The organism is Micromonospora sp. NPDC049101 (assembly GCF_040648675.1).
Classification (GTDB): domain Bacteria; phylum Actinomycetota; class Actinomycetes; order Mycobacteriales; family Micromonosporaceae; genus Micromonospora.
The window spans coordinates 13,432-35,801 of sequence record NZ_JBEZED010000006.1; the positions used below are offsets into that span (position 1 = coordinate 13,432).

At 71.4% G+C, this 22,370-nt stretch carries 19 protein-coding genes; 9 read left to right on the forward strand and 10 right to left on the reverse strand.

Annotated features, from left to right (window positions below):
• The first annotated feature begins 5 nt into the window (after window positions 1-5).
• Complete coding sequence (locus AB0B57_RS09780; RefSeq protein ID WP_357067862.1) at window positions 6-302, forward strand: hypothetical protein; 297 nt, start codon at window positions 6-8, stop codon at window positions 300-302.
• Window positions 299-694, forward strand: coding sequence for a hypothetical protein (locus tag AB0B57_RS09785; RefSeq protein ID WP_357067271.1), 396 nt, complete (start codon window positions 299-301; stop codon window positions 692-694). Before AB0B57_RS09780 ends, AB0B57_RS09785 begins: the two co-directional genes overlap by 4 nt.
• A gap of 18 nt (window positions 695-712) precedes the next feature.
• Here AB0B57_RS09785 and AB0B57_RS09790 read toward each other — a convergent pair whose 3' ends face one another.
• Window positions 713-1,480: an HAD-IA family hydrolase gene (locus AB0B57_RS09790; protein WP_357067273.1), complete on the reverse strand. Its 768-nt coding sequence runs from the start codon at window positions 1,478-1,480 to the stop codon at window positions 713-715.
• A gap of 86 nt (window positions 1,481-1,566) precedes the next feature.
• Between AB0B57_RS09790 and AB0B57_RS09795 the strand changes: the two genes are divergently transcribed.
• Both AB0B57_RS09795 and AB0B57_RS09800 read left to right on the forward strand, forming a co-directional pair.
• Window positions 1,567-4,368: a DEAD/DEAH box helicase gene (locus tag AB0B57_RS09795; RefSeq protein ID WP_357067275.1), complete on the forward strand. Its 2,802-nt coding sequence runs from the start codon at window positions 1,567-1,569 to the stop codon at window positions 4,366-4,368.
• A 164-nt stretch (window positions 4,369-4,532) separates the two neighbouring features.
• Window positions 4,533-5,417, forward strand: a complete 885-nt coding sequence (locus AB0B57_RS09800; RefSeq protein WP_357067277.1) for an MHYT domain-containing protein — start codon at window positions 4,533-4,535, stop codon at window positions 5,415-5,417.
• Between the two features lie 23 nt (window positions 5,418-5,440).
• Here AB0B57_RS09800 and AB0B57_RS09805 read toward each other — a convergent pair whose 3' ends face one another.
• The 3 genes from AB0B57_RS09805 to AB0B57_RS09815 all read right to left on the reverse strand — a co-directional run bounded on the left by AB0B57_RS09805 (window position 5,441) and on the right by AB0B57_RS09815 (window position 10,017).
• Complete coding sequence (locus AB0B57_RS09805; RefSeq protein WP_357067279.1) at window positions 5,441-6,307, reverse strand: endonuclease/exonuclease/phosphatase family protein; 867 nt, start codon at window positions 6,305-6,307, stop codon at window positions 5,441-5,443.
• Between the two features lie 118 nt (window positions 6,308-6,425).
• The gene (locus AB0B57_RS09810; RefSeq protein ID WP_357067281.1) at window positions 6,426-7,364 is read right to left on the reverse strand and encodes a superoxide dismutase; all 939 of its coding nucleotides are present in this window, start codon (window positions 7,362-7,364) and stop codon (window positions 6,426-6,428) included.
• Window positions 7,365-7,680: 316 nt separating this feature from the next.
• Window positions 7,681-10,017: a beta-L-arabinofuranosidase domain-containing protein gene (locus tag AB0B57_RS09815; RefSeq protein WP_357067283.1), complete on the reverse strand. Its 2,337-nt coding sequence runs from the start codon at window positions 10,015-10,017 to the stop codon at window positions 7,681-7,683.
• A gap of 760 nt (window positions 10,018-10,777) precedes the next feature.
• Here AB0B57_RS09815 and AB0B57_RS09820 point away from each other — a divergent pair.
• Both AB0B57_RS09820 and AB0B57_RS09825 read left to right on the forward strand, forming a co-directional pair.
• The gene (locus AB0B57_RS09820; protein ID WP_357067864.1) at window positions 10,778-12,562 is read left to right on the forward strand and encodes a family 43 glycosylhydrolase; all 1,785 of its coding nucleotides are present in this window, start codon (window positions 10,778-10,780) and stop codon (window positions 12,560-12,562) included.
• Between the two features lie 457 nt (window positions 12,563-13,019).
• Entirely contained in the window at window positions 13,020-14,363 is a 1,344-nt protein-coding gene (locus AB0B57_RS09825) for an endo-1,4-beta-xylanase (protein WP_357067866.1), read from the forward strand.
• Between the two features lie 104 nt (window positions 14,364-14,467).
• Here AB0B57_RS09825 and AB0B57_RS09830 read toward each other — a convergent pair whose 3' ends face one another.
• The 3 genes from AB0B57_RS09830 to AB0B57_RS09840 form a co-directional block, all read right to left on the reverse strand.
• Window positions 14,468-17,356, reverse strand: a complete 2,889-nt coding sequence (locus tag AB0B57_RS09830) for a glycosyl hydrolase (RefSeq protein WP_357067285.1) — start codon at window positions 17,354-17,356, stop codon at window positions 14,468-14,470.
• Window positions 17,357-17,679: 323 nt separating this feature from the next.
• Window positions 17,680-18,084: an MmcQ/YjbR family DNA-binding protein gene (locus AB0B57_RS09835; RefSeq protein WP_357067287.1), complete on the reverse strand. Its 405-nt coding sequence runs from the start codon at window positions 18,082-18,084 to the stop codon at window positions 17,680-17,682.
• Window positions 18,085-18,124: 40 nt separating this feature from the next.
• Window positions 18,125-18,820, reverse strand: a complete 696-nt coding sequence (locus AB0B57_RS09840; protein WP_357067289.1) for a DUF1223 domain-containing protein — start codon at window positions 18,818-18,820, stop codon at window positions 18,125-18,127.
• Window positions 18,821-18,957: 137 nt separating this feature from the next.
• Between AB0B57_RS09840 and AB0B57_RS09845 the strand changes: the two genes are divergently transcribed.
• Window positions 18,958-19,290 carry a GNAT family N-acetyltransferase gene (locus AB0B57_RS09845; RefSeq protein ID WP_357067291.1) on the forward strand — a complete coding sequence of 111 codons (333 nt, stop codon included), beginning with the start codon at window positions 18,958-18,960 and terminating at the stop codon, window positions 19,288-19,290.
• An 11-nt stretch (window positions 19,291-19,301) separates the two neighbouring features.
• On the opposite strand, the gene AB0B57_RS09850 is transcribed toward AB0B57_RS09845, so the two are convergent.
• Window positions 19,302-19,892 carry a TetR/AcrR family transcriptional regulator gene (locus AB0B57_RS09850; RefSeq protein ID WP_357067293.1) on the reverse strand — a complete coding sequence of 197 codons (591 nt, stop codon included), beginning with the start codon at window positions 19,890-19,892 and terminating at the stop codon, window positions 19,302-19,304.
• On the opposite strand from AB0B57_RS09850, the gene AB0B57_RS09855 reads away from it, so the two are divergent.
• Together AB0B57_RS09855 and AB0B57_RS09860 are read left to right on the forward strand one after the other, a co-directional pair.
• On the forward strand, window positions 19,893-20,204 hold the full coding sequence (locus AB0B57_RS09855; RefSeq protein WP_357067295.1) for an SDR family oxidoreductase: 312 nt from the start codon (window positions 19,893-19,895) through the stop codon (window positions 20,202-20,204). It begins immediately after the preceding gene.
• A 35-nt stretch (window positions 20,205-20,239) separates the two neighbouring features.
• A complete protein-coding gene (locus AB0B57_RS09860) occupies window positions 20,240-20,956 on the forward strand; it encodes an isocitrate lyase/phosphoenolpyruvate mutase family protein (RefSeq protein WP_357067297.1) in 717 nt (238 codons plus the stop codon).
• 108 nt (window positions 20,957-21,064) lie between these two features.
• On the opposite strand, the gene AB0B57_RS09865 is transcribed toward AB0B57_RS09860, so the two are convergent.
• Window positions 21,065-21,994 (reverse strand): 5'-3' exonuclease, encoded by a 930-nt coding sequence (locus AB0B57_RS09865; protein WP_357067299.1) that lies wholly within the window; start codon window positions 21,992-21,994, stop codon window positions 21,065-21,067.
• A 58-nt stretch (window positions 21,995-22,052) separates the two neighbouring features.
• Window positions 22,053-22,280, reverse strand: coding sequence for a hypothetical protein (locus tag AB0B57_RS09870; protein WP_357067301.1), 228 nt, complete (start codon window positions 22,278-22,280; stop codon window positions 22,053-22,055).
• Window positions 22,281-22,370: the final 90 nt, after the last annotated feature.

Consider the following 22,370-nt stretch of genomic DNA (forward strand, 5'->3'; position numbering starts at 1 on the left):
GTGCGATGCGGAAACTATCGATCTCCGTGCCACCCGACGTGGCTGAGCGCCTGGAGCGGGAGTCCAACGCCAGCGCCTACATCACCCAGGCCGTCCGCGACCGGATGCGGCTGGACGCCCTGGACGCGGAGCTGGCCCACCAGGGCATCCCGATCACCGAGCAGGGCGTGGCCGAGGCGCGCGCCCGCCGGGCCGCCGTGGAGGCCGACTGGTCGCCGGAGCGCCGCAGCGCCCTTCGCGAACGGGCCCGCCAGCACGCGCTGGACGCCGCCGCCGGAACGCCCGCACAACCGGCCGCGTGAGCCCCGAGGACGACCGACCGGTCCGGCTCGTGCTGGACCGGTCGGCACTGCTGGCGTACCTGGCGGGGTCGGTGCATGTCGGGGAGCCGCTGCACGAGGTCATCCAGGACCGCAACAGGTTCGGCGTCACCGCCGTGACCGCGGCGGAGGCCCTGGCGATCGTCGACGACCCGAAGGAACGAGCGACTCTGCATCGGCTGCTGAATCTGGACGCCTGTGCGGTGCTCTCGACCGAGGGGCACTCCTGGCACGAGCTCAGCTTCTGGCGCACGCTGACGGGCCGTGCCGACCTGGCCACCACGGCGCTGGCCGTCCTCGAACACGACGCCTCGATCCTCACCGGGGAGGCCCGGTACGGTGACGAGCTACCGGTGATTCACCTCCCCGGCTGACGGCACAGCACGGCGGGTTCAGGCCGGCAGGGTGAGGTCGAGCACCGCGCCCAGCCCGTTCTGCCGGCCCGGCTCGGCGGCCGGGAGCACCAGCACCGAGCAGCCGGCGGCCACCGCGCCCGCGTCGGACGGGGTGTCACCGACCATCAGCGTCTGCTCCGGGTCGACGCCGAGCATCCCGCAGGCCCGCCAGAAGATCGCCGGGTCGGGTTTGCAGCGTCCCACCTCGTACGACAGGGCGAACGCGGAGACCAGGTCGGTCAACCCCCAGGTGTCGAAGTGCGGCCGGAGGTCGAAGCCGATGTTGCTGACCACCGCCACCGGCACCCCGGCGTCCCGCAGCGCGGTCAGCGTGGGCGCGGCGTCGGCGTACGGCTGCCAGCCCTCGGCGGTCAGCAGCCGCTCGTAGAGCGCGTCGGCGAAGCCCTCGATTCCCGCGTCGACGGTCTCGGCGAGCCCGACGTACGCGCCCCGGTGGGCGTGTTGGTAGAGATCCCGGTCGGCCCACAGCTCGGCCAGCCGGGGCGGCACCCGTGCCGGCAGTGGCCCGCCGGCGCGCCCGGCGGTCAGCAGCCGGTCGGCCAGCGAGGTGGCCTTGACGCGGTCCAGGGTGACCCCGCACGCCGCCGCGGCCTCCAGCACCCACTGCCGGGGCTCCTCCACCTGGGCCAGGGTGCCGTGGAAGTCGAAGAGCACCGCCTTGACAGGCCGTCGGGACGCCCGGGGGGCGGCCGCCTCGGCGCTGCCTGGCGGACGGGTCTGGGGCGGTTCGGCATGGTCCGGCACGCCGTGCACCCTACCGATCGCCCCCGATGGCCCAACCGGACGGCCTTGTGGGGTGTCCCGTGCCGGCACGCACTAATCTTGGTGTCATGTCGAGCCCCGCCGAGCGGTACGCAGCGGCGCGCCGCCGGGCCGCGCAGGCCGCAGAGTTTCCGGCGCTGGACGAGTTCGCCCTTGACCTGGGGTTCGACCTCGACGACTTCCAGCGGGAGGCGTGTCAGTCGTTGGAGCGGGGCAGCGGTGTGCTGGTCTGCGCCCCCACCGGCGCCGGCAAGACGGTGGTGGGGGAGTTCGCCGTACACCTGGCTCTGCGGGGGCGGCCCGGCGACCCGGCGGCGGCCGACGACGCGGCGACCCCGCCGGCCCGGCGCAAGTGCTTCTACACCACGCCGATCAAGGCGTTGTCCAACCAGAAGTACCACGACCTGGTCGCCCGGTACGGCGTCGACCAGGTCGGCCTGCTGACCGGCGACAACGCCATCAACGGTGACGCGCCGGTGGTGGTGATGACCACCGAGGTGCTGCGCAACATGCTCTACGCGGGCTCCAGCACGTTGCAGGGGCTGGCGTACGTGGTGATGGACGAGGTGCACTACCTGGCCGACCGGTTCCGGGGCGGGGTGTGGGAAGAGGTGATCATCCATCTGCCGGCCTCGGTCACCCTGGTCTCGTTGTCGGCGACCGTGTCCAACGCCGAGGAGTTCGCCGACTGGCTGGTCACCGTGCGCGGCGAGACCGCCGTGGTGGTCAGCGAGCACCGGCCGGTGCCGTTGTGGCAGCACATGCTCGTCGGCAAGCGGATGTTCGACCTGTTCCACGACGCCGACGCGGCGCGCAAGCACGACGTGCACCCGGAGTTGCTGCGCTACACCCGGGAGACCGCGCGGCGACTGGAGTTGGGCGAGGGGCGCAGCGCGGGGCCCGGTGCGGGCCGCCGTGGCCCGCGCTGGCGTGGCCCGATGCGACCGGACATCGTCGACCGACTGGACCGCGAGGGCCTGCTCCCGGCGATCCTGTTCATCTTCAGCCGCGCCGGGTGCGCCGCCGCCGTGCAGCAGTGTCTCGCCGCCGGGCTGCGGCTCACCTCGCCCGACGAGCGCGCCGAGATCCGCCGGGTCGTCGAGTCGCGGGTCACCGCCATCCCCGGCGAGGACCTGTCGGTGCTGGGTTACTGGGAGTGGCTCGACGGCCTGGAGCGCGGCCTGGCCGCCCACCACGCCGGCATGCTGCCGGTGTTCAAGGAGATCGTGGAGGAGTTGTTCGTCCGCGGTCTGGTCAAGGCGGTCTTCGCCACCGAGACCCTGGCGCTGGGCATCAACATGCCGGCCCGGTGCGTGGTCCTGGAACGCCTCGTGAAGTACAACGGCGAGGCGCACGTCGACCTGACCCCGGGGGAGTACACCCAGCTCACCGGCCGGGCCGGCCGCCGGGGCATCGACGTGGAGGGGCACGCCGTCGTGGTGTGGTCCCCGGAGACCGACCCACGGCAGGTGGCCGGTCTGGCGTCCACCCGCACCTACCCGCTGCGCTCCAGCTTCCGACCGTCGTACAACATGGCGGTCAACCTGGTCGGCACGGTCGGCGCGGAGCCGGCCCGGGCGCTGCTGGAGTCCTCGTTCGCCCAGTTCCAGGCCGACCGGTCGGTGGTCGGCCTGGCCCGGCAGGTGCAGCGCAACACCGAGACCATCGACGCGTACGGCGCGGAGGCCGCCTGCCACCACGGCGACTTCGACGAGTACTTCGCGCTGCGGGTGGCGATCGCCGACCGGGAGAAGGCGATCGCCCGGCAGGGGCAGACCCAGCGCAGGGCCGCCGCGGTGGCGGCGCTGGAGCGGCTGCGGGTCGGCGACGTGATCCGGGTGCCGTCGGGTCGGCGGGCCGGGCTGGCCGTCGTGCTGGACCCGGCGACCGGCGGGTTCGGGGAGCCCCGGCCGATGGTGTTGACCCAGGACCGCTGGGCCGGTCGGGTCAGCCTCGGCGACTTCACCACCCCCGCCGAGGTGTTGGCCCGGATCCGGGTGCCCAAGCACTTCAACCACCGTTCACCGGCCGCCCGCCGGGATCTGGCCGCCGAGGTCAGCGGCACCGGCCTGGACCGGCACGGCGGCCGACGGGGTGGCCGTTCCCGGCAGGCGACCGGCGAGGACCATCGGCTCACCCAGCTCCGCACGGAGCTGCGCAACCACCCCTGCCACGCCTGCCCGGAGCGCGACGACCATGCCCGGTGGGCGGAGCGGCGTCGGCGGCTGGAGCGCGACACCGAGGAGCTGCGGGAGCGGGTCTCTGGGCGGACCGGGTCGCTCGCGCGGACCTTCGACCGGATCGTGGCGTTGTTGACCGACCGCGGTTACCTGGGCCGCGACGGCGCGGTCACCGACGCCGGTCGGATGCTCGGTCGGATCTGGACCGAGGCGGACCTGCTGGTCGCCGAGTGTCTGCGCCGGGGGGTGTGGAACGGGCTGTCGCCGTCGGAGTTGGCCGCCGCGGTGTCGGTGGTGGTCTTCGAGGCGCGCCGCGACGTCGACGAGCGGGCGTCGTTGCCGCGCGGGCCGGTGGCCGACGCGGTGGAGGAGACGCTGAAACTGTGGGGCGAGATCGAGGCCGACGAGGCGGCACGCGGGCTGACCGCGACCCGGGAGCCGGATCTGGGTTTCGCCTGGCCCGTCTACCGCTGGGCGCGGGGCGAGGCGCTGGCCAAGGTGCTCGGCAGCGGTCACGAGATCGACGGTGAGATGCCCGCCGGTGACTTCGTCCGGTGGGCGCGACAGGTGGTCGACCTGCTGGGTCAGCTCGCCGACTCCGGCGGTGCCTCGCCAGAGCTGCGGTCCACCGCCCGCCAGGCGATCGCGGCCGTCAACCGGGGCGTGCTGGCCTACCACACCTCCGCCTGATCGTCACACTCAGTTACGGGCGCCGACGAGTCGGCGCTTCGGACAGTCACCGCGACAGCACCCCCCGAATAGCTTGGGGGGCACTGTTGCGCCTGTTCACGCCACCCCTGATCATTGCCGAGCGCGCCTGTTAACGCGCCGGTAACGAACGGGGGAAGACCGCTGTGGCGGACATCAATCACTTTGAGTACGGGTGGATCACGCCCGCGTTGAGTTACGCGTTGTCCGTGCTCGGTTCGGTCCTCGGGCTGGTGTGCGCCGGACGTATCCGCACCGCGCGCACCACCGGCCAGCGGGCCTGGTGGGGTCTGCTGGCGGCCTGGGCGCTGGGCGGCACCGCCATCTGGGCGATGCACTTCATGGCCATGCTGGGCTTCGCCGTGCAGGGCACCCGGATCCGCTACGACGTGCCGCTGACCGCGGCGAGCACGGCCATCGCCGTGGTGGCCGTCGGCATCGGCCTGGCCATCGTGGGCACCGGCCGGCTGAATCCGCTACGACTTGTCGCCGGTGGCGTCTTCACCGGTGCCGGGGTGGCCTCCATGCACTACACCGGGATGGCGGCGATGCGCCTCAACGGCAGCCTCGGCTACGACACCACCCGGGTTGTGCTCTCGGTGGTCATCGCCGTCGTGGCGTCCACCGTCGCGCTGTGGCTCGCGATGACCGTCCGCCGAGGGTTGGCGATCTTCGCCTCCGCGCTGGTCATGGGCGTCGCCGTGAACGGGATGCACTTCACCGGCATGACTGCCCTGTCGGTGCACCGGCACGAACGGGTGGGCGGGGTGACCGGCGCCCAGGTGAGCACGCTGCTGGTCCCGATCATGGTGGCGGTGATCTTCGGCGTGGTCGGTCTGCTCTACGCCCTGCTCGCCGCCCCGACCGACGACGACCGGGCCGCCGCCGCGTACCTCGATGGGCGGCGGGCCCCGGAGCCGGCGCCCGCGACGCCCGCCGTCGCCCCGGACCCGGTCGGGTTGCGGGCCCGATCCACCCTCGGTCAGCCGGGCACCCCGTTCCCGTCCCGCCGGGACAACCCGCCGCGCTGAGCGGCGACCGGGCGGGTGCGGGGTCAGGTCGGCGGCCGGCCGGGCCGACTGCCGACGATGCGGAGGGTGGCCAGCAGCCCGGGATGGTCGGTCGCCCCACCCATCGCCACGGACCTGCGACAACAGAGACCGATGTCGGTCGTCGCCACGATGTGTTGCCGCGCGCCGTCGTCGATGCGCTGGTGACCCGGCGGCGTGCAGGACCGTACGTCCGGGTCGCCGCCGTCGCGGAGGTTGAGGTCGCCGCCGAGCAGGACCGGCGCGTGCCCGGTCCGCCGGCGGACGGTCGGCAGGATCGTGTCGAGCAGGTGCCGGCACTGGGTGAGCGCGACACCGTCACCGGTGTTCGCGAGATGCGTGGTGCAGGCGAGCAGGACCCCGTCGACGTCGACGCAGAGCCAGGCGCGTTCCTCGGGGTCCGCGAGGTCCTGCGTCGGGTGGATCCCGCGATACACGGCGGGCGGGGTGTCGGTTGTCCGCACCCGCGTCAACAGTCCCACGCCGTACGGTTGGCCGTTGCGGCACCGGGTGTCGTCCCCGCTGGGGCGGTCACCGGCGGCCTGGAACGCGGACACGACCCGCCGGCCGGTGTGGACCGTCGCGAACACCCCCTCCAGGGTGGTGACGTCGTCCCGGCAGATCTCGTTCAGGGTGACCAGGTCGGGTGCCTCGGCGCTGATCACTTCGGCGGCCCGGTGCACCGCTCGGCCGGTGAAACAGCCGGCGCGACCGCTGTTGCAGAGGTTCATCTGCAGCACCCGCACGATCGTGGGCCCGGTGCTGTCGGTCGAGCTGGTCACCGGCGGCCCGGCGGGTAGTGCGGCGGCGGCGAGCAGGCAGCCGACGGCCAGGGCGCGACGCAGAGGGCGGTGCGAACGGCGGTCGGCCACGCGGGCTCCGGGTGCAGAGGGCGACAGTCTTCGCCGAGGTGCCCGTGATCCTACTGACGACCGGCCCTGGCCTGGGCTGCCGAGGGGGCACCCGCGGTGCGCGTACCCCCTCGGGCGCTCAGCCGGCGCGGACCGCGACGACCGTGTACGGCGTGGTCGGCGTCGGGGGTGTGGTGAAGCGGCCGTTGGGCAGGTAGAGCCGGCCCAGCGCCTCGGCGACGGTGGTGGGCACGTCGAAGCTCGGGTCGGTGATGGTGCCGGTGACCGTGCCCCTGGTGCCGGCGTGGTTCAGCGTGGCCACCGCGATCTGGTTGAGGCTGTTCTGTACGACGTAGAGGGTGCGCCCGCGCAGCAGCAGCCCGTCGCCGTTGGTGAAGGTGTAGCCGGGCACGTCCACGACGGTGGTCGCGCCGGTCGCCGGGTCGACCCGGTACAGCGTCCCGGTGTTGGACTGCACCACGATCAGCGCACTGCCGTCCGGTGTGGTGGTGATGCCGTTGAGGTTCACGCCGGTGCCGACCTGCGCGTACGCCCCGGTCAGGGCGATGGTGGTGAAGCCGTCGGCGGACGGCAACGCCCCACCGCGACCGAGCGGCAGCCGGTAGAGCACCGGCCGGTTCGAGTCGGTGAAGTACGCGGCGTCGCGGGTCAGGATGACGTCGTTGACGAACGTGGGGGTGGTGGCGAACTGGTAGCTCGCCAGCACCTCGCCGGTGCGGGTGTCGAGCACGCGGGCGTCGCCGGCGGTGCCCCCGGCGACGAAGAGCCGGCCGCGTGGGTCGATCTTGAGGCCGAGGGACGGGGTGCCGGTGGGTGCGCCGATCGTCGTGCCCCGGCCGGTGACCAGGTCGAGGCGCTGGATCGCGCCGGTGGCGCGGGAGCCGATGTAGGCGTACCGGCCGGCGGTGGCGATGCCCTCGGGTGGGAACCCGTCGGGCAGGGCGAGGACGGTGGGCAGCCGTCCCGCGGGGTGCGCCTGTGCGGGCGCGACGGCGACGGAGGTCAGCAGGACGGCGGTCAGGGCACCGCCGAGCGCGGCCCGAATGGGTCGGTTCACTGTGCTCCTTCCGGGCGGAGGGCGGCACGCGCCGACAGATCCGCCACGATCACTGGGGCCAGGACCCTGCCACTGTACGACCGCTGCCGACCGCCCGCCCGGCGTCGCCGGCGCGGTCCTCGGGGTGACCGCGCCGGCCTAGGGCCTGTGTCAAAGCCCCTGGCCGGCCTGCGACGGCCCCAGACGACGACCGGCCGCGTTGCAGATTGGTCCGGATACAACACCGGTATCCGGACCAATCTCCGCCTTGCCGGATCGCCGCCTGGACTCCGCCTCGGCTCGACCGAGGACTTTGACACAGGCCCTGGGCGGATCGTCAGGCGTTGCGGACCAGCCGCCAGCGGTTGTCCGCGCTGCCGTTGTCCGAGTCCTGCACGGCCTGGGCGCCCAGGGCGGTCGAGGCGTTCAGGATGCCGAGCAGCTTGTTGCTGTTGACGTTGCGGATCTTGTAGGTGCCGTCGCCGTTGTCGACGAGGATCCACCGGTGGTCGGCGGTGCCGTTGTCCGCCCACTGCAGGACCCGGGCGTTGTCGGCGGTGGACATGTTCTCCACGCCGAGCACCTTGTTGCTGTGGGCGTTGCGGAAGCGGACCGCGTTGCCGTCGGTCACGACCACCCAGTTGTGGTCGGCGGTGCCGCTGTCGCTCCACTGCACGGCCAGACCACCGTCGGCGGTGGACATGTTCTGGACGCCGAGGACCAGGCCGGTGCCGACGTTGACCAGGCGGTAGCTGCCGGTGGGGCCGCCGCCGCTGCCGCTGGTGTTCCAGTAGACCGTGTAGTTGTAGCCGTGGGCGTCGTAGAAGGGGGCGAGGTTCACCGTGGACCCGTTGGCGGTGGCGGTGAACGCGAGCGAGCTGGTGCTGGTCCGGGTGATCGAGGAGACGGTCAGGGTGGGCAGGGTGCTCAGCGCCGTGTTGCCGTAGTTGCCGGCCAGCACCGTGGGGCCGTAGGTGACCGCGCCGACGTTGGCGTTGTCGTTGGTGGCCTTGACGGCGACCTGCATGGGCAGCCGCACGGTGATGGTGTCGCCCGCGGCCCAGGTGCGCGTGACGGTGGCGTAGCTGCCCGGCGTGGTGGTGACGTTCTCCACCGTGCCGTTGACGGAGATCGTCGCACCGCTGGTCCAGGACGGGATCCGCACCCGGATGCTCCACGAGCCGCTCATCGAGCCGCCCAGGGTCAGGGTGGTGGTGTCACTGACCGGGAAGCTGGTGGTCTGGGTGACGGTGATGCCGCGCTGCGTCCAGTCCAGCACCGACGGCGTGAAGAGGTTCACGCTCAGCGTGGTGCCGTTGTAGAAGTAGATGGAGTCCATCAACCTCGTGTTGATCTCCAGGCCGGTGCCCTGGCAGCACCAGAACGAGTTGTAGTCGGTGCTCCAGGTGCCGCCACCCCACGCCGGGCCCACGCCCCGACGGCCACCTGGCCGCAGCGGGGTGAAGTAGGTGATGTGGCCGCGGCTGTCGGCCGAGTTCTGTCCGCCGATCAGGTGGTTCATCAGCGCGCGCTCGTAGTAGTCGAAGTAGTCGGCCCGGTTCGGGTCGATCAGCCACAGCTCCCGGGTCAGTTTGAGCATGTTGTACGTGTTGCACTGCTCGCAGGTGTCATTGGTGAGGTAGCCGGCGATCGCGTTGGGCGGCCGGAAGTGCTCCGCCTGGCTGTTGCCGCCGATGACGTAGGTGTGCGCGCCGACGGTGATGTTCCACGCGTTGCTGGCGATGTTCCGGTAACGGGTGGTCCCGGTGGCCTTGTACTCCCGGGCCGCGCCGATCCACTTGGGCACCTGCGTGTTGGCGTGCTTGCCGTTGAGCTGGTCCTGGTTGTTGGCCAGCGGGTCGAACACGCCGGCGTGGTCGAACCGCTGCGCGGTGGCGAGCCACCGGCTGTCGCCGGTCTGCTGGTAGATGTCGGCGAGCACGTCGTTCATGCCCCCGAACTCGGTGCCCAGCATCGACTGCATCTGGCTGGAGCTCAGTCGGCTCGTCCGGTTGTCGACCCAGCCGGCGAGGGACAGCAGCACGGTGCGGGCCTGCGTGTTGCCGATGTAGCGCCAGACGTCGAGCAGGCCGGCGAGGGTCTTGTGAATGCAGTAGTAGGGCACGTTGCCGTTGGACAGCGTCCGTGCCTCGAGCGCGTTGAAGTCGGACTCCGGGAAGCCGGAGAGGTAACCCGCGCCGAATCCGGCGGCGCCGTTGTTCGCCTGGCACTTGGCCAGCTCGGCGACCATGTAGTTCGCCTTGTCCCGGCAGGTGGTGTCGCCCAGCACCGCGTACGCGTACGCCCACGCGCTCAGGAAGTGGCCCTGCATGTGGGTGCGGAACGGGAAGTTCGGCGCGTCCCAGCCCCCGTTGGTGGCGGCGCCGTTCGTGGACAGCCGGTGGTTGGCCCGGAAGTTGTAGAGCATCCGGTCGACGTCGACGAACCGCAGGTAGTTGAGCGTCCGCGACTGGTTGTCCATCCAACGGCCGGAGGTCAGCCGCACCTGGCCGAGGTCGAACGCGTACGCCGAGACGCCGATGTCCGCCCGGGCCGGGGGAACCACGGCGGCCGCGGCGCTGCCGGCGACGAGGGTGGTGCCGGTGGCGGACACCACCGCGGTGGCTCCGGCGGCCTGAAGGAGGTGGCGACGGCTGAGGGGCAGGGGTGGCATGGAAACCTCCAGGGACTTTGGTACGGGGACGGGTGCGCTATGGGGGGTGCTACGCACGGTGGGGTTCTGGCGGTCGGCGGTGCTCGAACTGCCACGGTGCGCGTCGGTGCTGGCGGTCGTCGGCGCGGCGTGGTGGAGCGGTTGCCGCCGTGGTCGCGACGGGCTGCCCGGAGGCCTATCGCGGCACATCGATGTGATCGCTAACATAGTTGGTCGTTAACACGCCCGCAACCCCCGAGTGCGCCTCGCTGATCGCCCTTGCGCGTCGGTCGGGTGGCGGCACCCCGTGGCCCCTGGTCGGCGGCCGTCGAGGGGGTGGCCGTTGGTCCGGAATGGACGCGGATGGGGCTTCTGGCCACCACAAGATAACAGCGCGTAACGGGCAGTCGCTGCCGGCCGGCGGCGGCCGCCCCGTTGACGTCGGCGGCACAGCTCAGTACGTTGCATCGTAAATCTTGGATGTCGTCGTCGCTACATCCGTGCGGCGATGTCGTTACGGCGGCCATTCCGCATCGCTCAAAAGTCCAGGTCAGGCGCCGAGGAAAGCATTGACGAAGATCTGTTAGCGCTAACACGGGTGCCCGTGCTCCTTCGCACGCGCACGGTGCGGCCCGTTCGACCGGCAACCCGGGTAGCGGTGACTCGTCGACTCGACGCGGGCCTCGCGCACAGCGCGCTCTCTCTGGGAGTAATCGTGAAGGTGAGAACCCGAACCACCACCACCCGGACCACCCGCGGGCTCAGGCGCGCCGTCGCCTGGCTGGCGAGTTTCGTCTGCGTCCTCGCACTGGCCCCCGCCACCGCCTCGAAGGCGGACAATCCGATCGTCCAGCACGTCTACACCGCTGATCCGGCACCGTTGGTGCACGACGGTCGGGTGTATCTGTACACCGGGCACGACGAGGACGGTTCGACGTACTTCACCATGCGCGACTGGCGGGTGTTCTCGTCGGCGGACATGGTGAACTGGACCGATCACGGGTCGCCGATGAGTCTGGCGACGTTCGCGTGGGCGGACGCCAACGCGTGGGCCGGTCACGTGGTCGCCCGCAACGGGAAGTTCTACTGGTACGTGCCGGTGCGGCAGCGGTCGAACGGGCAGATGGTCATCGGCGTCGGCGTGGCGGACAGCCCGACCGGGCCGTTCCGTGACGCGCTCGGTCGGCCCCTGGTGGGCAACAACGAGATCGATCCGAACGTGTTCATCGACGATGACGGGCAGGCCTACCTGTACTGGGGTAATCCCGGTCTGTGGTACGTGCGGCTGAACGCGGACATGATCTCCTACTCGGGCAGCGCGACGCGGATTCCGTTGACGACCGCGGGCTTCGGCACTCGGACGGGGAACGCCTCCCGGCCGACGCTGTACGAGGAGGGGCCGTGGGTGTTCAAGCGCAACGGGTTGTACTACAACGTGTTCGCGGCGGAGTGTTGTTCGGAGTTCATCGCGTACTCGACGGCTACCGGTCCGACGGGCCCGTGGACGTACCGCGGGACGATCATGCCGCGGCAGGGTGCGAGTTTCACCAATCACGCCGGGGTCGTCGACTTCAACGGCGGATCGTACTTCTTCTACCACAACGGTGCGTTGCCCGGCGGTAGTGGTTACACCAGGTCGGTGGCGGTGGAGAAGTTCTCCTACAACTCCAATGGCACGTTCCCGACGATCACGATGAGCACGACCGGGGCGCCGCAGGTGGGCACCCTGAACCCGTACGTGCGCCAGGAGGCCGAGACGATCGCGTGGGGCTCCGGGATCGAGACCGAGGTCGCCAGCGAGGGCGGTATGAACGTCGGGTGGATCGAGAACGGCGACTACGTCAAGGTCAAGGGCGTCGCGTTCGGCGCGGGCGCGACGTCGTTCACCGCCCGGGTCGCCTCGGCCACCAGCGGTGGGCGCATCGAGGTCCGCCTCGACAGTGCCACCGGTCCGGTCGTCGGCACCTGCACCGTGGGCGGCACCGGCGGCTGGCAGACCTGGACCAGCACCACCTGCGCGGTCAACGGCGCCACCGGCACCCACGACCTGTACCTGCGCTTCGCCGGCGGTAGCGGCAACCTGTTCAACATCAACTGGTGGCAGTTCACCGGCACCGGCGGCAGCGGCACCGTGCTCACCAACGGTGACGTGGAGAACGGCACGACGGGCTGGAGTGTGCACGGCAGCGGGACGCTCTCCCGGAACACGTCGGTCGCCCACGGCGGCGGCGGGTCGCTGTCGATCACCGGCCGGACCGGGGCGTGGAACGGCCCCGGCCAGGACGTGACCTCGAAGCTCACCAACGGCAAGACCTACACCACGAACGTCTGGGTACGGGCGCAGAGCGGCACACCGTCGGCCAAGGCGACCCTGTCGCTGACCGCGAACGGCACGACGAACTACGTCCAGCTCACCCCGGCCGTGGGGGTGAACGTCAACGGCTGGACCCTGCTCACCGGCACGACGACCGTGTCGTGGAGCGGCACGCTGTCCAACGCGACCTTCTACGTCGAGACGGCGGCGGGCACCGACGGCCTCCTCGTCGACGACGCCTCGTTCCAGTGACGCCTGCTGCCGGAGCCGTCCGTGGGCGGCTCCGGCAGCGCCGTGCCCCGGCGTGACGACCGGAGCGACACGCGTCCCGGCGGCGGATCGTTACGACTTGACGAACGGCATGTTATCGCTCACAGTCGATGGTTGAGGGCGGCCGCACCTGTGGTTCACCGGGCGAGCCTGTCGGCCGCACCTCGGAGCGCGACGTCCGCCCAGGGCATGCCGGACGTCGTGTCGGGTCTCCCACCACCGGTGCCGTGCTGGCGACTGGGCTTCCTGGTTTCGCGCTGGTGAGCCGACCCCACGGCGGGCTGGCGTCGACAGCGCCGATGTCACCGACTTCGCAGGAGCAGATTCGGGCGCTGCACCTCCATCACCGAACCACCACAGACAAGGAATTCGCATGAATCACAAGAGAGTCCTGCGATTGGCGGTGACCGTCGCTGCCACCGGCGCACTCGCCGCCGGCATGACGATGACGCTGACCTCCACGGCCAGTGCCGGCACGACCCTGAAGGCGTCGGCGGCCGAGAAGGGCCGCTACTTCGGCGCGGCCGTCGCGGGGCAGAAGCTCTCCGACAACACGTATGTGACGATCCTGAACCGCGAGTTCAACAGTGTCGTGGCCGAGAACGACATGAAGTGGGACGCGACCGAGCCGCAGCAGGGTCGGTTCAACTACACAGGTGGTGACCGGCTGGTCGCGCACGCGCAGGCCAACGGTATGAGTGTGCGGGGCCACGCGCTGCTGTGGTATCAGCAGGAGCCCGGCTGGGCGCAGAACATGTCTGGCAGCGCGTTGCGCAGCGCGATGATGAACCACGTCACGCAGGTCGCGACCCACTTCAAGGGCAAGATCTACGCGTGGGACGTGGTGAACGAGGCGTTCGCCGACGGCAACAGTGGTGGGCGGCGTGACTCGAACCTGCAGCGCACCGGTAACGACTGGATCGAGGCGGCGTTCCGGGCGGCGCGGGCGGCGGATCCGGGTGCGAAGTTGTGTTACAACGACTACAACACCGACGGGATCAACGCGAAGTCGACCGGGATCTACAACATGGTGCGGGACTTCAAGTCCCGTGGTGTGCCGATCGACTGCGTGGGTTTCCAGTCGCACCTGGGCACGTCGTTGTCCAGTGACTACCAGGCCAATCTGCAGCGTTTCGCCGATCTCGGCGTGGACGTGCAGATCACCGAGCTGGACGTGATGAGCGGCGGCAACCAGGCGAACGTCTTCGCCGGGGTCACCCGCGCGTGCATGAACGTCTCGCGTTGCACCGGCATCACCACGTGGGGTGTGCGCGACTGTGACTCGTGGCGTGGGTCGGACAACGCCCTGCTCTTCGAGTGCAGCGGTAACAAGAAGGCCGCGTACACCAGCGTTCTGAACGCCCTCAACGCCGGCCCGGCGATCACCCCGTCGCCGACGACGCCGGGGCCGACGACGCCCGGCCCCACCACCCCGCCGCCCACGACTCCTCCGCCCACCACCCCGCCGCCCACGACGCCCCCGCCGGGCCCGGAGGGTTGCACGGCGTCGGTGTCGGTCAACTCGTGGACCGGTGGTTTCGTGGCCAGCGTGAAGGTCACCGCCGGCTCGGCCGGCACGAACGGGTGGAACGTCAGCGTCACGCTGCCCAGTGGCGCGAGTGTCACCAACACCTGGAGTGCGACGGCCAGTGGCTCCACCGGCACGGTCCGGTTCGCCAACGTCAACTACAACGGCCGGCTCGCCGCCGGCCAGGTCGCCGAGTTCGGCTTCCAGGGCACCGGCAGCGGGGCTGGCATCACGCCCACCTGCACCGCCTCCTGACCGAGCACGACTGACCGAGCACGACTGATCGACCCGTCCCCGTCGGCCGGTGTGCGGGACCGTTCCTGGTCCCGCACACCGGCCGTTCGCCGTGCACGAGCCGATCAGGAGTACGGCAGCCGCACCACCGACTGGTTGCCGATGCCCACGGTGCTGGGGTTGTTGCCGATCGCCGACCAGATCTCCACCCGGACCGTGCCGTTGCTCAACGTGCCCAACGTGCCGGTGGCCGAGGCCAGGCCGGCGCTCTGGGTGTAGTGCTCGTAGCCGGGCACCGGGTCGGTGGCGAAGTAGCGCAGCGTCTCCACCCGCTCCCAACTGCCGTTGCCGGTGAGGTCGTAGGAGACCCGCACCTGCACACCGTTGCCGACCGCCATCCCGGCATCCACGAACAGGTCGACAGCGGTCTGCCCGCCGGAGTAGGCGAGGTTGAGGCCGGTCGCCGTGAAGACCTGCGGGTTGGTGGGCGTACCGTCGTGGTTGCCGTTGGCGGCCGCGACAGTCGCCGTGGCCGCGCTGCCGGCGGCGCCCAACCCACCCCCGGGCAGCAGGTACCGGGTGGGACCGCCGGTCGTCGGCGGCGGGGTCGTCGGCGGCGCCGTCGTCGGTGGCGGCGTGGTCGTCGGTGGGGTGGTCGTCGGAGGTACGCCGCCGGAGGCGTTGCCCCCACTCCACGTGTACGCCCCGGTGGTCGCCGTCTTCCCGGCTCCCACGGTGAGGGTAGTGCCGTTGGAGAACGTCACGGTGATCGGGGCGGCGGTCGGGTTCGACGCCACGTAGGTGCGCGCGCCGTTGCGCGAGAACACCGCCGACAGCGGGTGGTTGCCGGTCACCGTGGTGTCGACGGTGCCCAGCGCCGCGAGGTTGCGGATCCAGTGGAAGGTGTGTGCCCGGCTCTCGCCCTCCTCCGGGGTGTAGCCGGGGTTCGCGCGGAGGTTCGCCAGCGCCGCGTCCGGGTCGCCGAGGGCCTGGAACTGCCAGTGGATGTCCTGCCACACCGTCGGCGGTCCGCCGTTGTTGCGGACCAGTTCGGCGTAGTTGGTCCGCACGTACGCCGGGTTGTTGCCCAGGTAGAGGTGCCCGCCGGTGATCGGCAGCAGGTTGATGCCCTGGATCATCTCCGGCTCGCCGCTGAACCAGGTGGCGTACGCGCCGCCGTCGCCCCAGACCATGCCGACCGTCGAGTGCCCGAAGGCGGCGGGGAAGTTCTGGTCGCTGACGTCGAACCAGTACTCCGCGATGGCGGCGGCCTGGGTGGTGTAGAGGAACACGCCGGCGTCACGGACGGCGGTGTCGCCGGTGACCTGCCCCCACTGGATGAGGGCGCTGGCGAAGTTCATCCCCTCCGACGAGGACTCCTGGTTGTTGCCGGAGCCGAACGAGCCGTGCCCGGACGCCCAGTCGTGGCCGGCGTAGATGTCGAAGTCCCGCAGGTAGGGAAAGCGGGTGTCGTCGCGGCGGTAGTTGTTGGCGTCGCGGATCAGCAGGTCCACCATGCCGCCGTAGCGGCTGGTGGTGGCCCAGGTCGGGTCGAACTTGGCAAGCGTGGCGGCGGCGGCGATGTAGTAGCCGTAGTGGAAGTGGTGGTCGTTGAGTTCCTGGTCGGAGCCGTACGACGCCGGGTAGCCGATCAGGGTGCCCCAGTTGTTGTCGTAGTAGAAGACCCGGCTGGCCTTGCCGCTGGACGCGGTGAACCAGTCGGTGAGCGTGCTGCGGATGGCGTTCAGCGCGCTGTCGCGGGTCGCGGTGTCGTTGACCAGGTCGGCGATCTCGGCGATGCGGGCGGCCCGGCCGAGCCCCTTGCCGGTCCAGTAGGTGTCGTTGCCGCGCTGGTCCATCGGGTTGGCGCGGGCGGCGGCCAACTGACCGGTGAGCGTCGCCAGGTCGCTGCCGCTGCCGTCGCCGACGGCCGGCAGTTCCGGCAGGATGCCCTGGAACTTCATGGCGGTACGGAACTGGTTGACGCCGGTGAGCACCTTCATCCGTCCGCGCGCCGACGGGTAGGTCGGCGTGATCGCGGTGGATCCGCTCAGCGACTTCCACTGGTGCGGGTAGAGGCTGACCACGGTCTGCGTGGCGGTGCCCTCCCGGGCGGTGGTGGTGAACGCGTACGTGGTGGTCACGCCGCTGGTGGCCGGGTTGTACGCGTACGAGACCTGGGTGCCGGTCACGTGGGCGTGCGCGTACCGGCCGTAGGTGGCGGCCAGGTCGGCGCGTTCCGTGGCGCTGGACGTGGGCGGCAGCAGGGCGACGGAGAAGTAGCCCCGACCGGCGAGGGTGGACGAGAGCCGGCCCCCGGCGACAGTCCAGGTGGCGCCGCTGGGCGCGTACCCGACGTAGTCGTGACCGTTGACCCGGAAGCCGATGGTGGCGCCGCCTGCGGACCACACCTCGGGGGTGCCGGCGGTGCCGATCACCGCGTCGCCGCCGGTGGTCTGGAAGTACGCGAAGGGCAGCCCGTGGCCGATGGTGGCGCGCATGGTGCGGGTGCCGTCGCTCCAGTGTGGGCTGACCGTCCAGTCGGTCCAGCCGTCCACCCTGACCTGGGGTGCGCCGAGCCCGGCCACGCCGACCCGGATGTCCTGGACGTAGGGGTAGTGGTATTCGCCGACGCCGGTCGCGGTGCCGCTGATGGCGGGCGTGGAGTTGGCGGAGAAGCCCAGGCCGTCGGTGAAGGTGTCGTACGAGATCGGGTGGGCGTGCAGCGGTTCGCTGAAGGAGCAGTCGGTGCGCTTCCACAGCAGCGAGGACCACCAGTCGTTGGTGGGTATCGGCCCGGCCGGCGCGTTGGCGGTGGCGAACTGCCGGGGGTTACTGGACATCGCGCCGCATCCGGTGGGGAGCGGGCCGACTCCGGTGGTGGTGTAGCTGCCGGCGCCCACGGGTGCGGCCTCCGCGGCGCGGGTGACGGGGATCGCGAGACCGCCGACGACCAGGGCCAGAGCGGTGGCCGTGGCCAGGGCCCAGCGGCGGCGGGGGACGGGAGGTTTCATGGTGCCTCCATCGCGCGCCGGGATGCGGCCCTAGCCGGGCCCGACGCGGTGCGTCTGAATTGGGGGGAAGGTCGAGTGAGAGAGCGCTCTCACAGGTCACGGTAGTGGAGCACCGAGATCCCCGTCAATGTGTCCAACCCGTTGCGTGCCGATGTCGCCAGGGTCTGTGTCAAAGCCCTCGGTCGAGCCGAGGCGGAGTCCAGGCGGCGATCCGGCGAGGCGGAGATTCGTCCGGGTACCGGTGTTGTATCCGGACGAATCTCCAACGCGGCCGGTCGTCGCCTGGGCCCGCCGCAGGCCGGCCAGGGGCTTTGACGCAGACCCTAGCTGCCGGTGCCCGCTTCCGTCGCGTCGACCGACACGCCGTCGTCGACGTCGCCCAGGAGCGCCTCCGGTGCCCGCATCCGCCACGCGTCGGTCACCAGCTCGCGCAGACGCTCGAGGTCCACCACCGCCAGCCGCAGCAGCACCAGGGGCAGGCCGTGGTAGCCGGGCGTGGTGAAGAAGAGGTCGGGCTCGCCGAGCAGGAGCGCCTGCTTCTCGGCCTCGTCACCGACGAACAGCACGGCGATGTCGAGTCGGATCACCCGGGGCTTTCCGGGGACGCGCTCCGGATAGGACCAGACGAAGCCCTTGTCGGCCACCCGGAAGTCGAAGCCGTCACTGGGATTCTCCACCACGTGCGGCAGGGCCAGCGCCATCCGGCGTACGTCATCGGCGTCAGCCACCGAGGCCCCCCGCACCGTGCACGATCAGCATGTGCCGAGATTACGCGGTGGACAGGTCGACGGCGGCGGCACCGAGGACGGCCCGGTTGCCGCTCTCCTGCACGTAGCCGACGACGGTGGCGCCGCGCGGATCGAGATCCGGTGGTGCCGCCAGCTCCACCCGTCCCCGCTCGGCGTGCGGATCCACGGACGTGAAGGCGCGGACCACGTTGTCCTGTCGGAGCGTCCGTCCGGCGTTCTCCCCCCGGGCGATCTCGCTGTCCAGGCCGCGTTCCACGATCGCCACGTGCAGCACCGCCCCCTGCGGCGGCTGCGCGATCTGGTAGTCCACCGCCACCCGCTGCCCGCCGAGGTCCGGTGCGGTGAGCGTGACCGGCGTGGTGGCGGTCGACGTCAGGGCGGACGCGATCGCGCCGGCCGCACGCCGACGGTCGGAGCCGACGAACTCGACGGTGCCGTTGACGACCATCTGCGGTGTGTACAGCCGTCCGGTGCCGAAGGCGCGGGCGTACGCCTCCTGCCGCGCGGTGTACGCCGCGTCCGCGAAGCGGTCGGGCCAGCCCAGATCGTCCCAGTAGTCGACGTGGAAGCCGAGGGCGAAGACGGGTTGCCCCCGATCCCGGGCGTCGCGCTCGATCTCGGTCAGCACCTCCTCCGCCGGAGGGCAGCTCGAACAGCCCTGCGAGGTGAACATCTCCACCACGGCGAAGCCGAGGTCCCTCGACGGGTACGTCATGTGGCGCGTCTCCTCCCACGTCCCGGCCGGCGGCCCACGTCCCGGCCGGCGGCCCACGTCCCGGCCGGCGGCGCTGCGTTTCCCGTTACCGCCGGGACAATGCGCGCGGCGTCACCTCCAGCCCGGCCGCACGGTGGGTGACGCGGGGTGGGTGGTTGGATGGTCGGATGCAGATCACCGTGGCAGACGCGCCGGAGCGGGAGCGTTTCGAGGCGCGTGACGAGGCGGGGGCGCTCGCCGGGTTTGTCACCTATCAGCTGACCGGCAGCATCATCGCCTACACCCACACCGAGGTCGATCCGGCCTTCGAGGGCAGGGGTGTCGGGTCGACGCTGGCGCGCGCGGTGATGGACGACGCGCGGGCCAGGAAGCGGACCGTCGTGCCCATCTGTCCGTTCCTCGCCGACTGGCTGGTGAAGCACCCGGAGTACGAGGGCATCGTGGTCCGGTCCACCCGCAAGATCAAGTAAACGCGCCCCGGTCAGGCGTCCGGGAGGAACCTGGCGGCGATGGTGCGGGCGGTGGCGGTCAGCGTGTCGATGTCCAGCCCGGTCCGCCCCATGAACACGAGTCCCTGCTGCGCGGCGAGCAGGGCGCGCGCCGTTTCGACCGGATCGACGTCGCGCGGCAGGTCACCCTCGTCCTGGGCGCGTCCGACGCACTGCGCGACCAGGTCGGTCGTCGCCTCGTAGGTGCGGCGGGCCTCGGCGAGGACGTCCGGGTCGCTGGTGGCGAGTTCGTACGTGCTGTTGGCCATCAGGCAACCGCGCCGGGCGGCGGCCCCGCCCGGGTCGTGCACCGGTGCCATGACGAACGCGCGCAGCGCGTCCACGGCACGCGGGGTGGACGTGAGCATGTCGCGCAGGTAGCCGCCGCTGGTGTCGGTGTATTCCCGCAGCGCGCGCAGGAACAGCCGGTGCTTGTCGCCGAAGGCGCCGTAGAGGCTGCCCTTTCCCAACCCGCTGACGCGGACCAGGTCCTCCAGCGAGGTCGCCGCGTAACCGGCATCCCAGAACTGGTCCCGGACGGCGCGTAGCACCTGCTCCTCGTCGAACTGCCGTGGCCTGGCCATGTGACCAGCTTAGCGATTCTTGACCGCTCAGTCCATCAAGCCTATGGTGGACCGAACGGTCAAGAATTCGGTCACGGAGAGGAACGACTCATCGCACAGCCTCTTGCGGGCAAGGTCGCGCTCGTCACCGGCGGATCACGCGGTCTCGGCACGGCCACGGCCCGCGCTCTGGCCGACGCCGGCGCGGACGTCGCGCTCCAACGCGTCAGCGACGCCGCCGAGACCGCCGCCACCATCGCGTTCCTGGCCAGCCCCGCGGCCTCGTACATCACCGGCGCCGTGCTTGACTCCAACGGCGGGTACACCGCCTGATCCCGCCCCTGCGCAACCCCCGGGAGCCCTGAACGATGACAGCCTCCACCTTCCGCGCCCTGCACCACGACCGCCCCGACGGCGACCCGCTCGTCCTGCCCGGGCCCTGGGACGCCGGCAGTGCGCGGGTGTTCGCCGACGCCGGCTTCCCGGCGCTCGCGACCCCGAGCGCCGGGGTCGCCGCCTCGCTCGGGTACGAGGACGGCGCGACCCCGGCCGATGAGATGTTCGCGGCGGTGGCGCGGATCGTCCGGGCCGTGTCCGTGCCCGTGTCCGCCGACGTCGAGGGCGGTTACGGGCTCGCCCCTCGCGAGTTGGTCGGGCGGCTCCTGGACGCCGGTGTCGTCGGCTGCAACCTGGAGGACTCGGACGGTCACGGCACGCTCAAGGATGCGCAGCGGCACGCCGACTGGCTGGCCGAGGTGCGGGCGCAGGCGGGTGACGCGCTCTTCGTCAACGCGCGCGTCGACACCTTCCTGGTCGGGCAGGGTGACCCGGCCGACGCGGTGCGTCGTGCCCGTCTCTACGTGGCGGCCGGCGCCGACTGCGTCTACCCGATCCTGGCCCCGTTGGCGGTGCTCCCGCGCTTGCGGGAGGGCATCGCGGGGCCGCTCAACATGGCCGCCGACCCGGACCGGGAGTCCGTGACCGAGCTGGGCCGCCACGGCGCCACGCGCATCACCTTCGGCCCGGGGATGCAGCGGTACGCGATGGGCGCGATCGGCGACCTCGCGGCGAGGCTGCGCCCCTGAAGCCCGGCCTCGCCCGCCCGCGCCGCCGCCAACGGCGGCGACCACGCCCGCGGGCCGGGCGCTGCGAAGCAGGCGCGCTGCGACATCGGGGCGCTGCGAACCCGGCGCTCAGGCGGCGTCGGTGCGGGCCGCGAGGGCGTCCACCAGGCGGCGGGTCGAGCCGGCCAGGTTCCACTGGCCGGCAAGCTCGACCAGCCGGTCCGGGTCGACCGGCGCGGTCGGCAGCTCGGTGGCCAGCTCCGGCAGCGGCACGTCCAGCGCGACCCGGACCACCGTCGGCGCGACGGCCAGGTAGTCGCGTGCCGCGGCCAGCTTGGTGCGTAGGCCCGGTGCGAAGGACGAGTCGGAGTCGTCGAGCGCGGCCAGGATGCCGGCGATGCTGCCGTAGCGCTCGATGAGCCGGGCGGCGGTCTTCTCGCCGACGCCCGTCACGCCGGGCAGCCCGTCGCTGGGGTCACCGCGCAGCGCGGCGAAGTCGGCGTAGCGGTCGGCCGGCACGCCGTAGCGGGCCCGCACCGCGGCGTCGTCGCAGTCGTCGAGCTTGGCCACGCCGCGCCCGACGTAGAGCAGCCGGACCGGCCGGGTGTCGTCGATGAGCTGGAACAGGTCCCGGTCGCCGGAGACCACCTCGACCGGCCCCGGCTGGGTGACCGACAGCGTGCCGAGCACGTCGTCGGCCTCGTAGCCGGTCGCGCCGACGGCGGTGATGCCGACCGCCGCCAGCACCTCCAGGATCATCGGCACCTGCGGGGAGAGGGTGTCCGGAACGATCTCGCCGCCCTGTGGGGCGACCCGGTGCGCCTTGTACGACGGCAACAGGTCGACCCGCCACGCGGGCCGCCAGTCGTGGTCCAGTGCGCAGACCATCCGGTCGGCGCCGCGCCCGCGGATGAGGGTGGCGAGCATGTCGAGGAAGCCGCGCACCGCGTTGACCGGGGTGCCGTCCGCGGTGCGCGCGGCGGACTCCGGAATGCCGAAGTAGGCCCGGAAGTAGAGGCTGGCTGCGTCGATCAGCAGGATCGGGGGTCGGTGTGCCACGCCGGACAGCCTGGCACAAGCCCCCGACGATCCGGGGTACGCCCGGCCGTCGGCGGTGTCAGCGCCGCTCGTCGTGCCGGTAGACGGTCGCCCGCCGGGCCAGGTGCTGCACGACGTAACTGGTCACCAGCAGCAGGATCGCGACAAGCACCTCCACCCAGGCCGCGACACCGTCGGCCACGGTGACGCCGATGATCAGCAGGACCAGGCCGACGAGCGCGAGGACCCCGGCCCACAGCTGACGGCGTCGGCGGGTGGCCGTCCGGTTCGCCTCGTTCGTTGCCACGTGATCCTCCCGGCCGGGCGCCCGCGCGGGCGTTCCCGGATCCAGGCTATGGCCCCACCCGCCGTGCGAAGGGGAAAACCCCGGCGCTGG

What these genes read in the sequence shown, in the direction of transcription:
- AB0B57_RS09780 (WP_357067862.1), top strand. Translation starts at nt 6, where the DNA reads ATGCGGAAACTATCGATCTCCGTGCCACCCGACGTGGCTGAGCGCCTG.
- AB0B57_RS09795 (WP_357067275.1), top strand. Translation starts at nt 1,567, where the DNA reads ATGTCGAGCCCCGCCGAGCGGTACGCAGCGGCGCGCCGCCGGGCCGCG.
- AB0B57_RS09815 (WP_357067283.1), bottom strand. Translation starts at nt 10,017, where the DNA reads ATGCCACCCCTGCCCCTCAGCCGTCGCCACCTCCTTCAGGCCGCCGGA.
- AB0B57_RS09825 (WP_357067866.1), top strand. Translation starts at nt 13,020, where the DNA reads ATGACGATGACGCTGACCTCCACGGCCAGTGCCGGCACGACCCTGAAG.
- AB0B57_RS09830 (WP_357067285.1), bottom strand. Translation starts at nt 17,356, where the DNA reads ATGAAACCTCCCGTCCCCCGCCGCCGCTGGGCCCTGGCCACGGCCACC.
- AB0B57_RS09840 (WP_357067289.1), bottom strand. Translation starts at nt 18,820, where the DNA reads ATGACGTACCCGTCGAGGGACCTCGGCTTCGCCGTGGTGGAGATGTTC.
- AB0B57_RS09850 (WP_357067293.1), bottom strand. Translation starts at nt 19,892, where the DNA reads ATGGCCAGGCCACGGCAGTTCGACGAGGAGCAGGTGCTACGCGCCGTC.
- AB0B57_RS09860 (WP_357067297.1), top strand. Translation starts at nt 20,240, where the DNA reads ATGACAGCCTCCACCTTCCGCGCCCTGCACCACGACCGCCCCGACGGC.